The organism is Streptomyces sp. NPDC050085 (assembly GCF_044460595.1).
In the GTDB taxonomy this organism is placed as follows: Bacteria; Actinomycetota; Actinomycetes; order Streptomycetales; family Streptomycetaceae; genus Streptomyces.
In genome coordinates this window covers 1-12318 of the sequence record NZ_JBITJZ010000005.1, presented here as the reverse complement: position 1 = coordinate 12318, position 12318 = coordinate 1, and the positions used below count along the sequence as shown (strand labels likewise).

7 protein-coding genes are annotated in these 12318 nt (G+C 73.9%); all 7 read left to right on the top strand.

What is annotated here, in order from left to right; translation table 11 throughout:
- Positions 1-90 precede the first annotated feature (90 nt).
- The 7 genes from ACIBUY_RS19685 (at position 91) to ACIBUY_RS19655 (ending at position 12189) form a co-directional block, all read left to right on the top strand.
- Complete coding sequence (locus ACIBUY_RS19685; protein ID WP_365575052.1) at positions 91-438, top strand: CU044_2847 family protein; 348 nt, start codon at positions 91-93, stop codon at positions 436-438.
- Positions 435-2141, top strand: a complete 1707-nt coding sequence (locus ACIBUY_RS19680) for a trypsin-like peptidase domain-containing protein (protein ID WP_365575049.1) — start codon at positions 435-437, stop codon at positions 2139-2141. Before ACIBUY_RS19685 ends, ACIBUY_RS19680 begins: the two co-directional genes overlap by 4 nt.
- Before the next feature lie 35 nt (positions 2142-2176).
- A complete protein-coding gene (locus tag ACIBUY_RS19675; protein ID WP_365575046.1) occupies positions 2177-3193 on the top strand; it encodes a MoxR family ATPase in 1017 nt (338 codons plus the stop codon).
- Positions 3183-8489, top strand: a complete 5307-nt coding sequence (locus ACIBUY_RS19670; RefSeq protein WP_399153196.1) for an SAV_2336 N-terminal domain-related protein — start codon at positions 3183-3185, stop codon at positions 8487-8489. The genes ACIBUY_RS19675 and ACIBUY_RS19670 overlap by 11 nt, the downstream gene beginning before the upstream one ends.
- 165 nt (positions 8490-8654) lie before the next feature.
- A complete protein-coding gene (locus ACIBUY_RS19665) occupies positions 8655-9692 on the top strand; it encodes a rod shape-determining protein (RefSeq protein ID WP_365575040.1) in 1038 nt (345 codons plus the stop codon).
- 150 nt (positions 9693-9842) lie between these two features.
- Positions 9843-11318, top strand: a complete 1476-nt coding sequence (locus ACIBUY_RS19660; RefSeq protein WP_365575037.1) for a GAF domain-containing protein — start codon at positions 9843-9845, stop codon at positions 11316-11318.
- A gap of 37 nt (positions 11319-11355) precedes the next feature.
- Positions 11356-12189, top strand: a complete 834-nt coding sequence (locus tag ACIBUY_RS19655) for a thioesterase family protein (protein WP_399153195.1) — start codon at positions 11356-11358, stop codon at positions 12187-12189.
- The last annotated feature ends 129 nt before the right edge of the window (positions 12190-12318 follow it).

Here is a 12318-nt window from a genome sequence, read left to right as displayed (position 1 = left end):
TGGCGGGAAGCTGCCCTGGCGCGTTCCCGCCAGGGAGCGTCACAATGACGGCAGTTGCACGTGGCATGGGGCAAGACGGGGGCTCGGTTCATGGACGGCTTGGTGGAGTTCGAGGTCAGCGAGGGTGTGCCGGTCCTGTTCGACGCGGCGGACGAGGACGCGGAGCTCGGCGGCGCCCGCCTGGTGTCGCGGGAGAACGGGGCGGTGCGGGCGTCGAGCACGTTCGAGCAGTCGCTCGGCGCGGTGCGCTCGGCGGCCGAATCGGCGCTGCGGGTGCTGCGCGACGGCGCGTTGCGGCCGGACGGCGTGGAGATCGAGTTCGGCGTGAAGATGTCGGCGGAGGTCGGCGCCGTCATCACGAAGGGCACGGCCGAGGGCCATCTGGTGGTGAAGCTCAGCTGGTCGTCGGCGTCCGCGGACTCCGGTGCCGGGTCATGACCGACGCGAAGTGGAACGACGCGCAGTGGAACGACGCGCAGTGGGTGGCCCGCGTGGAGCGGGCGGGACGGATCCTCGGCTCGGGCTTCCTGGTGTCGGCGGACACGGTGGTGACCTGCGCCCACGTGGTGACGGCCGCCCCCGCCGACCCCGCCGCGGAAGCCCCGCTGACCGTGTCCTTTCCCAACCGCCCCGACCACGCCCCCGTCCGCGCCCGGGTGCGGATCGGCGCCGACTGGCCGGGCGGGCCCACGACACCGGGCGATGTCGCGGTACTCGAGCTGACGCACGACGCCGAGGTGACGCCGGTCCGGTTCGGCGAGGAGACCGAGGCGTACGCGACGGACGGCGGCGAGGCGCCGCGGCTGCTCGCGTACGGCTTCCCCAAGGAGCACGACGAGGGGACCTGGGCCGCGTACCGGACGGTCAGCCCGATGCGGGTGGCCGACGAGTGGGTGGACCTGATCGCCGACCAGGCGTGGGGGCAGCCCATCAGACCCGGGTTCAGCGGTGCGGCCGCGCTCGCGGGGGGCCGCGTCGTCGGCATGGTCACCACCCGGACCGGCGGGGGCGGCGTGCTGACCGCCCGGATGCTGCCGCTGTCGGTCATGGTCCGGTACTGGAAGGACCTCGCCCTGCACATCCCGGGCAGGGCACGGCTGAGCGCCCTGGTCGACAAGGCGCTGCGGACGGGCCTGGACGTCAACCCGGAGCGGCTGTACCGGAAGGCGGCGGGACCGTGGGACCCGCCGGTCGCCCCGCACGAACTCACCTCGCTGAGCGCCGCGGCCATGGCGGCGGTCGACGCCCCCGACCGTGCGCTCGCCGAGCGGTTCGCGGACGAGCTCGAACGGCTCCTGACGAGCGCCCCGCGGCAGCGTCCTGTGCGGCGGTCGCGGGCCGCGTGGACCCCGGTGGTGTTCACGGTCGAGCACAGCGGCGCGGCCGAGGACGAGATGCGCGTGGAGGTGTACGCGTACGACGAGGGCCGCCGCCACCTGGTGGAGGATCCCCGCACGATGCCCTGGGCGGACGTGTCCGCGTACGTCGAGTCGGTGATCGACACGGCGCTCGACCATCTGCCGGACGACACCGACGAGTTGGTGGCCTTCCAGCTGCCGCGCCGCCATCTCAACCAGCCGGTCGCCGGCTGGGCGGCAGGCGCCGGCGATCCCACGCCGCTGGGCTGCGCCTACCCGGTCGTGGTCACCGCGACCACCCGGCGCGAGGGCGGGCAGCGGCGCAGACTGGCCAAGCGCTGGAAGGAGTACGGGCATCGGGACGGGCCCACCGTGCACCGCGTCGACTGCTCCGGGGACGCGCAGCCCGACCAGCCCGACCAGTACTGCCTGGCGGGCGCCGACGTGGTGGGGTTCGCCGCGCCGCCCGGCCCGGTCTCCACGGCGTACTTCGACGCGGCCCTCGCCAAGCCGGTCCCGGTCCTGCTGTGGCCGCGTACGGGCTGCGACGGCACGCACGAGCCGGGCGCACCGTGCGTCGGCGCCGCGTTCCTCGACGAGGCCGAGCCGTACGTGACCCGGCTTCCGCTGGACGAACTGCCGCAGCACATCAAGACGTTGAGGGAGCGGGCGCACGCGCGGGACGGACACTGGGCGCACGACATCCAGCTGCTGTGGGACGCCCCGCACTGGTTCCCGGCTCCCGACCGGGACAGGATCCACGCCCACTGCCCGGTGGCCTGACCCCGGCACGACGACACGTACGGAGAAGACCGACCATGTCCCAGTGGCCCGTGTACACCGGAACGGCCGAGCCGCACGACGGCATCGACCGGCTGCCCGCACCGCCGCCGTGGCGGGCCTTCGACGGCGGCCCGGTCCTCGAGACACCGGCCGCGAACGCCGACGCGGCGGCCGTCTCGCCCGACCGCCGCCACCGCGCGCACACCTACCGGCCCACGCCCGACAGCGTCGACCTCGTCAACGCCGCGCTGTACCTGCGCCGCCCGCTCCTGGTCACGGGCCCGCCCGGCACCGGCAAGTCGTCCCTCGCGTACGCCGTCGCCCGCGAGCTCCGCCTCGGCCCGGTCCTGCGCTGGAACATCACGAGCCGCTCCACGCTCACCGACGGCCTGTACCGCTACGACCCGCTCTCGCGCCTGTACGCGACCCGCACGGCGGAGAAGAAGCAGGAGACCCCTGGGGGCACGGCGGGTACGAACGTCGCGGACCATCTGCACCTGGGCCCGCTCGGCACGGCACTGCTCCCGCACGAGCGCCCGCGCGCGCTGCTGGTCGACGAGATCGACAAGGGCGACCTCGACCTGCCCAACGACCTCCTGAACGTCCTCGAGGAGGGCCAGTTCGAGATCCCCGAGCTGATCCGCGCGGGCGGCACGGCCCAGGTGCGGGCCGACGCCACGGACGCCAGGATGCCGGTGACGGGCGGCCGGGTGCGCTGCCGCGCGTTCCCGTTCGTGGTGCTGACGAGCAACGGCGAGCGCGAGTTCCCGCCCGCGTTCCTGCGCCGCTGCGTCCGCCTCCGGCTGCACCGCCCCGACGAGACGCAGCTGGCCGCCATCGTCCGGGCACACCTCGGCGAACCCGAGCCGTACGCCGAGGAGTTGATCACCCGCTTCCTGCGCCGGGCGGACGCCGCCGAGCTCGCCACCGACCAACTCCTCAACGCCCTCTACCTCACCGGCGCGGCGGGCCTGGACGCCACGTCCCGCGAGGCGCTCGCCCAGCAGCTCATGCCGGGCCTGCACGGGGCGCCCGACACCGATGCGCTCTGAACTCGCCCGGCTTGCCGCGGCCCTGACCGCGGCGGCGGACGGCACCGGGCCGACGCCGACGGAACTGGCCGAACTGCTGTGGCTGGCCGGGCAGTTGGGGCCGAGGGAGCAATGGGCTGACGAGCAGGACGGGCGTCCAGACACCGAGGAGGGGGCTGAACGGCAGGCGGGGCAGCCGCACCCGGAACCCGTCCCGCCGACGACACCCGGGCCCCCCGCCCAGGACCCGCCACCGACCCCGGCGACGCATCGGCCCGCCCCCGACCGGCCGCCCCGCATCCCCCTCTACCTCGCCGACGAACACGAGAGCGGCCCCGCCTTCCTCACCCCCGCCCCGCCGATGCTGCGCCACCCCCTGCCGCTGCAGCGCGCCCTGCGCCCCCTCAAACGCCGCGTCCCCTCCCCCACCGGCACCCCGGTCCTGGACGAGAACGCCACCGTGGACCGCATCGCCCGCCTCGCCGCCGACCCCGACGGCTGGGTGCCGGTGCTGCGCCCCGCGCCGGAACGCTGGCTGCGGCTCGCGCTCGTCCACGACACCGGGCCGACCATGCCGGTCTGGAACCCCCTGCTGCGCGAACTGCACGCCGTGTTCGCCCAGTCGGGCGTCTTCCGCACGCTCACCGTGCACGCGGCGGGCCCCGACGGCCGCGCCAACGACCTGACCCTGCCGCAGGACGGCCGCACCGCGGTGCTGCTCCTGAGCGACTGCACCGGACCGCAGTGGCACACGGGCCCCGCGGCCACCCGCTGGCGGCACACGCTCCACACCCTGGGCCGGCACTTCCCGCTCGCGGTGCTGCAGCCACTGCCCGAACGCCTGTGGCGCACCACGGCGTTGCCCGCCACCCCCGGCCGCCTGAGCGCTCCGCACCCGGCGGCGCCGCTGACGTCGCTGCGCTTCACTCCGTACGACGCCTACGACGTATCCGACGTATCCGATGTCTCCGACGCGCGGGACCCGGCCGACACGACCGCACTCCCCGTACCGGTCCTGGAGGCGGACCCCCGCTGGCTGGCCAACTGGTCGCGGCTGATCGGGTCACCGGGCGGTGCCCAAGTACCGGGCGCGGCAGCGTACTTGAACCGGGACGCCGCCCCGCCGCGGTCGACCGACGCCGTACATCCGGCGGAGGCGACCCCGGAGGAACTCGTCCTCGCCTTCCGCTCCGCCGCGTCCCCCGAGGCGTTCCGCCTCGCGGGGCACCTGGCGGTGGGCGTTCCCCACCTTCCGGTGATGCGGCTGATCCACACGGCCCTGGAAGCCGACCCGCGTCCGTCCCACCTCGCCGAGATCATCGTCTCCGGCATGCTCACCGAGGCCCCCGGCCCGCCCGGCTCGTACGCCTTCCGCCCCGGCGTCCGCGAACTCCTGCTGCGCTCCCTGCCCCGCACGGCACGCGGCCGCACGACCCAATTCCTGGCGGAGCGCGGCCAGTTGATCGCCGATCGGGCGGGGATGGCGCCGGGCGAGTTCACGGCGACGACGCGCGGAGCGGAGGGGGAGGAGATCGCGGCGGTCGACGAGGCGACGCTGACCCGGCTGAGCGGCGGCAGGACCGCGCCCGAACCCGCCGGGGTACCGGGCGACCGGTACCGGCTGATGCGCAGGCTGCGGCCGGACGGGACGCTGTGGGAGGCGCGGGACGAGCACCTCGACGGCCAGATCGTCGTCGTCCAGCTGTACGAGGCGGTACCCGCACGCGGGCTGCCCGCGCTGCGGCGGATGGCCAGGACCCTGCACGACATGAACCACCCGAACGTCGTCAGGGTGCACGACTTCGCCGTCGAGGACGACACGGCGTACCTGGTGATGGAGCACCTGGACGGCATCCCCCTGGATGCCCTCGCCGCGCAACGCCCGCTCCCGGCACGGCTCCTGGCCGACGTCGCGAAGGGCCTGGGGGCCGCGCTCCTTGCGACGCACGACGAGGGCATGACCCACGGCGACGTGCGGTCGTCCCGTGCCGTGCTCCTGCCCGACGGAACGGTCAAGCTCACTCAGTTCTCCCCGCAGCGGCCCGTCGACCCGGCCGGGCTGCGGGAGGACGTGGCGGAACTGGCCGATGTCCTCAGGGAGTTGGGGGTCGACGAGCCCGTCGCGGGGGCGCTGGAGTCCGGCGCCTTCAATCCGGCGGAGCCCGAACTGCGCAACCTCGCGAGCGGGAGCGGCACCCTGGGGCCCTTGATCGGGGAGGATTCCGTCCCCGACCTGGACCGGCGCCGCTACCACCTGTTCGGCCCTCCCCGCGTCATGGGCCCGGGCTGGGCCGAGACCCCGCTCGGCTCCCCGACGGAAACGGCGGTCCTGTGCGCCCTGCTCCGGCGCTCGGGACGGCACGTCTCCCGCGCTCAACTCGCGTGGGCCGTCTGGGGCGAGGAGCAACCTGTCGGGGCAGCCGAGATCCTGGCCGCACACGTCGCCCGGCTGCGCGCGTCCGGGGCTGCCCTGATCGCCGAGTTCCGCGGCGGCTGGGCCGCGCACACCAGCACCGACAGGATCGATCTGGACGAGTGGCTGACGCTGTTCCCGGACATCGCGTCGCACCGCGAGGCGGGGAACCCGTCCGATGCCCGGGAACAGCTCGGCCTACAAGTCGACCTCTCCCTGGCCGAGTTCACCGGTACCCCGCTGGACGGCGTCCCGGGTCCGGGCGCCGCCGAAGTCCGCGACCTGCTCACCGAGTTGCGCATCCAACTGCTCACGTGGCGCATCGAACTGGACCTCACCACAAGGGAGTTGGATCGTGCGGGCGACGACATCGACCTGCTGTCCGAGCTCGCCCCGGACGACGACGAGACGCTGACCCGACTCCGGCGCCAACTGGCCGAGGCGTCCGCTCCCGCCGGACAACCACTGGTCCGCGTCCGTCTCACGTTCACCTCCGACCGCCTCTCGGCGTACCAACTCATCGCCACCGGAGGGAAGTTGACCGACGGCGCCGTGCGGGTCACGCGCCGGGCGGTACCCGCGACGGACCGCAGCGAGCTCGGTGCGGTCCTGGACACGAACGGCCAGGTGGTCGATGACCTGCTGGCCTTCGCCCTCGGCCGCCTCCCGGAGGTGGCCGCCGAGCTGGTGCACGGAGCGAACTTCACCGCCACGTTCTGGCCCGAAGGTTCCGAAGCCCCGGCCGACCCGACCCCGGCAATCGCGAAGATCCTGGTCTCCCCCGCGCTCATCACCCCTGAACGGGCCCGCGACCTCGGCCTCCATCCGGTCGGGGAGCCCGTCCAGTACTGGGCTCGCCGGATCCTCACACGCCCGACGGCGTCCACCGAACAACAACTGACCCATTTCATGGACGAGTTGCTGTCCCGCCCCGACAGCGAAGCACTGCGCGATGACTTGATCAACCAGCTCGACATGTACGCACCCCCCGATGCCGCATCACTCCTCGACCGGCACAGCCCCGCCCGCGCCTTCGCGACGATCGCGCTGCTCGGGCCCGGCAGCAGAGCAGCACTGCGCACGGCCGTCCACCGCCACGCACCACAGGACACCGCCCGCCTCGACGAGATCCTGGCCACGGGGAAGGACCTGCTCCACGCCGAAGTAGCCGCCGCCCTGAGCGAGTCGGGCGCCCTGGACAACCCCGCTCAGCGCCGCCTCTGCGGCCTGATCATCGCCGACCTACTGGGCATCACCCCCGCCCTTCCCGGCAGGAGGAACCCCTGGGAGGACATCACAGGCCTGAGCCGGATCGTCGCAGACAACGAGGACGGCCTGCGCATCCTGAGCCACCTGCTCGACTACACCGCCGAGGACTCGAACGCGGTCGAGCTCTTCCGCGCCCGCGTCCTGTCCGGCCGGGCCCACGACATCAACGACGCCCCCGCCGATCTGCTGGCACGGTTCCGCCTGGCCGACACCCTGGGCGCGAACGAGGCCCTCCAGAACCCCGCCGACCGGCACGCCTTCGCCAGAGCCCTCGCCACCGATCTCGAAACCCCCGTCGAACTCCCGGGCACGGGCCTCGCCTCCGACGCCCTCGCCCTGGCCCACGCGGCCCTCTCCCACGAGTACGGCGAACCGGTCCTGACGATGCTGCTCGGCCAACTGCCGGGGGCACCCGAGACCCCGTCCACCACCCCCACCACCCCCGACTCCCTCGTCCGCGGCCCCCTCCCCCTCCCCACCGACGGCGAACTCCCCGCCCCCACCGCCCCGGACACCGTCCTCGTCTACGCCCTCCCCGACGGCAGCCTCACGACGGAGGCCCCGGGCCCGAACGAGTTCAACTGGGTGTTCTACGAGGTCGACGTCCACGCGTACACGTACGAACTGGACGGCACCCTCTCCGGGGCCCGCGCGACAGTCCGCGTCGACGACCCCCTCGAAGCCGTACGGAAGTACCCCGGCCTCCACCTGCCCTCCGTCCTGGCCGAGGAACTGTCCGAGGCCCTGACATCGGCGAGGACCGGCCCCAACATGCCGTTCGGCACGGGCCCGTACATGCCCGAGGTCGCCGCCCGCCTGGCCCGCAGGCAGCTCCCCGGACACGACGTGCGCTGGACCCTGCCCGACACCGACTCGCGCCCCCGGTACGAGGAACCCGGCCCTGACGCGAAACTCCGCGCCACCCTGACCCGCACCCTCACCCCCGCCGAATGCTTCCTGATCAGCTTCGACGGCCCCCTCGCCCGCCTCTACCCCCGCGCCGCCGACGCCCGCGCAGCCGCCCGCGAACTCACCGAGCTTGCGGCCCAACTCCACGCCCCGGACGAGGTGTTGAGCAACCCACCCCTCAGTACGGACAGCGGCCGGGAAGCCACCGACCTCCACCCCCTCGACGTCCTGCGCGCCTTCGCCCGCGAGCCCCATGACGGCCGCGTGGCCCGCGCCCTCGCCGAGCGCCTCGACGCCATCGAACTGCGCGCGCTGCGCAAGGCCCGCCCCACCCAGGGCTCGGACTCCCTGATCGGCGCGCTCAACGCGGCGGACCTGCCGACCGCCGTCGTCTCCGACGCCTCCCCGCACGTCGTCTCCGAGTACCTGGACAGCCGCTCACTGTCCGTACGCCGGGGAGCGCACGGCCGTGCGGACGATCCAACCCTGCTGATGCCGCACCCCGACGTCCTGCGCCGGGCCCTGCACCAGCCCGGTTCGCCGACCCTGCGTGCGGTCCTGATCGGCTCGTCCGTCGCCGAGCTGACCGCCGCCCGGGCCCTCGGGCTGCCCTTCATCGGCTACGCACCGTCGCTGAGCACCGCGGTCACGCTGGAGGAGGCGGGCGCCGGGGCGGTCGTCCGCGACCTGGCCCTGCTCACCGAGGTCGTACGCGAAAGGTCCTGATCCTCCGTCAGGCGAGGGCGCTCGTCGCACTTTTCACCTGTACGGACCAGACCCGCCCGGCCTATCCCAACGCGCGGTATCGCGACCTCCGCCGCACGATGCCAAAAGGGCCGCACCTGCGACCCGACAGGCCTGATGCGGGCCGCGATCTCGGGAGGATCTGCCATGACCGTCAGTCTGGAGCAGTTGCGCCGCTGCCACTTCGCCGTCGACCTGGGTGCCGCGCGCACCCGCGTCTATGTGAAGGGTGCCGGTCTGGTCGTCGACGAGCCGAGCTGCGCGGCGGTCAACACCCGTACCGGCGCGCTGATCGCGGTCGGTGAGTTCGCGGAGAAGATGACCGGACGCACCCCTGGCTACATCCGTGTCGTACGTCCCGTCTCCGGCGGCACCGTCGTCGACATCGAGATGGCGCAGCGGATGCTGCGCCACCTGCTCGGCGAGAAGCTCCGCCGCACCCTGCGCCGCAAGCCGCGCCTGCGCGCGGCGGCCTGCACCCCGCACGACGCGGACCCCCTCGCCCAGCGCGCGGCGGTCGAGACGCTGGTCGGCCTCGGCGCGCGGCGCGTCGAACTCGTCGACACGCTCATCGCGGCCGCGGTCGGCTGCGGCCTGCCCGTCGAGCAGCCCGAGGCGACGATGATCATCGTCTGTGGCGCGGCCACGACGCAGATCGCGGTCCTCTCGCTCGGCGCGATCGTGACCGCCGACCGGGTGCCCGTCGGCGGCGACGCCATCGACCACGCGGTGGTCCAACACCTGCGCCAGCAGCACGAGTTGATGCTGCCGTCCCAGTCGGTACGCCCCTTGCAGCTCGCCCTCAGCGGCAACGGCCTCACCCCGCACGGCCCCGAGCAGACCGAGATCCACGGCCGCGACGTGGCCACCGGTCTCGCCCGCTCGGTGCACGTCGACACCTCGGCGGTGCGCCGAGCGATCCACACCCCGCTGACCGCCGTCCTCGACGGCATCGGCAAGGTGCTGCGCGACTGCCCGCCGGACCTGGTCGCCGACCTCGCGGACCGCGGCATCATGATGGTCGGCGGAAGCGCCCTCCTGCCCGGCCTCGACCAGATGCTGCGCGACGCGACGGGCATGCCGGTGCACATCGCCGAACGCCCCGACGTGTGCGCGGTGCAGGGCCTCGGCGCGATGATGGAGGGCAAGATCCAGCCCCTGGTGCTCGACCCGCTGGCCGGCTGATTCCCGTACGCGCCCGGATGACCGTGTCGGCGGTCGACCGGCCGGCGTCGGGGGCAGCATGGTGAACGAGGCGCGCGGCCGCACCGTCCGCGCGCCGGGCCACCGACGCGCACACGGCCACCCGGCACCAGCAGAAAGCACCGCCGCACGATGACCGCAGCAACACCCGAGCCGGGCGTCCCCTCCGGCCTGTCCGTCCTCCTCGAGGCCGTCCTCAACGTCGGCTCCGAGCTCGAACTGCGCGCCACGCTCCAGCACTTGGTGGACAACGCGGCCGCCCTGACCGGCGCCCGGCACGGGGTCCTCGCCGTCCTCGACCCGGCCCACGGCGACCTGGTCGAGGCGGTCACGACCGGCGACGCGCGGCCGGACCTGCCCGCCGGCGAGCCGCCCGACTCGATCGTCCACGCGCCGGACACCCTGGCCGTCCCCATCCACGTACAGCAGACGGTGTTCGGGCGGCTGCGGCTGACCGGCAGGCAGTCCGCCGCGGATCCCGGCGGCTTCACCGACGACGACCTGGACCTGCTGCGGGTCCTCGCCACGCAGGCGGGCATCGCCATCGGCAACGCCCGCCTGTACGAGACGGCCAAGCAGCGCGAACGCTGGATCGAGGGCGCGGCGGCGGTCACCACGGCCCTGCTCACCGGCCGCCCGGGCGACGCCCTGACCACGGTCGCCGAACGGGCCCGGCTGCTCGCGGACGCCGCGGCCGGGGTCGTCCTGCAGCCCACGGAGTCGGGCGGCATGGAGATCGTGGCGGCCTCCGAGTCGGGCGACGCGCACGCCCTGCTGGGCACGACGATCCGCCCCGGCAGCGCGGTCCTGGCCCAACTCCTCGCCGGGGAGGCGGTGTTCATCCAGGACTCGGCGACGGACCCGCGGATGACGACGGACGTACGCAGCCGCTTCGGGCCCAGCATGATGCTGCCGCTGCAGGCGGGCGGAAAGCTGATCGGCACCCTCGCCCTGCCCCGCACCCGCGGCGCCCGCCCCTACACCTCGGTGGACCACCTGCTGGCCACGCAGTTCGCCTCGCAGGCCGCGCTCGCCCTCGTGCTGGCCGACGCGCAGGCGGGCCGTGAGCGCCTCGCCGTCTTCGAGGACCGCGACCGCATCGCCCGCGACCTGCACGACCTGGTCGTCCAACGCCTGTTCGCCACCGGCATGATGCTGGAGTCGACGCAGCGCCGCGCCCAGGTCGAGGACGTCCGTGACACCCTCGCCCGCGCCGTCGACGAACTGGAGTCGACGATCCAGGAGGTCCGCACCACGATCTTCGCGCTCCAGCAGCCCCCGGCGGACGCGCCGACGACGTTCCGCGGCAAGGTCCTGCGCGAGACGGCGGGCGCCGCCGCCGTCCTCGGCTTCGCCCCGTCGGCGCACTTCACGGGCCCCGTCGAGTCGACCGTCGGCGACCCGGTCCAGGGCCACCTCCTGACCGCCCTGCGGCGCGCCCTCGCGACGGCGTCGCGCCGCCCGGCGATCTCCCGCATCGACGTCGCCGTCGACACCCGGGCGACGCTGCCCGACGGCCGCCCGGCCGTGCGCCTGACGGTGACGGACGACGGCAGGCGGGACGACGGCACCACGACCACGACCGTGACCTGGCAGTCCCCGCTGTAACCGGTCCCACACCGCGGTCCGTTCGCTCCGAGGGACCATGAGTTCCCCCCTGAGGGACCATGAGGGAGTGACGTCTCCCGACAGCTATTACCAGCGCACCGACGACCACCGCTACAAGCCGACCGTCCACGCGAGCGGCGCGTGGGACCCCGAGGAGCTGCACTTCAGTCCGCTGGGCGGGCTCGTCGTGCACGCCGTCGACCGCCACCTGGCCGACCGCCGCGGGGGCGACGGCATGCTCCTGAGCCGCATCAGCTTCGACATCCTGGGCCGCCTGTCGATGGACGAGTGCGAGATCCGCGTCGAAACGGTCCGCCCCGGCCGCACCATCGAACTGGTCGAGGCCACCGTGCTCATCGCGGACCGCGCCGTGGTCCGGGCCCGCGCCTGGCTCCTGGCCGCCCTGGACACCGGCGCCGTCGCGGGCGGCGCCCAGGACCCGCTGCCCGCGCCCGAGTCCGTGCTGCCGTGGGCGATGAGCGACCTGTGGCCCGGCGGCTACATCGCCTCGCTCGACGTACGCCCGCTCTCCCCGCCGCGGCCGGGCCGCACCACCGCCTGGATCTCCACGGAGCTCACCCTGGTGGCCGGGGAGACCTCGAGCCCGCTCGCCTCGTACGTGGGCCTGGTCGACACCGCCAACGGCATCGCCGTACGCGAGTCCCCCACCGACTGGATGTACCCGAACGTCGATCTGACGCTCCATCTGCACCGCCGGCCCGAGGGCCGCTGGACGGGCCTGGACACCACCGTCGTGTTCGGCGCCTCCGGCCAGGGCGTCACCAGCACGGTCCTGCACGACGTCACGGGCCCGGTCGGCTTCGCACAGCAGATCCTGACGGTACGCCCGCAGCCACCGGCCTCCGCCTGACCTACGCCTGGCCTAGGGCGTGTCTTCAAACTCCCTCCCCCAGCCTTCGGCCGGGGGGACCCCCACGCCCGCAGGGCGGCCGCGCGGCGTCTGGTGCGTGCTCTGGGGGTCCCCCCGGCCGAAGGCTGG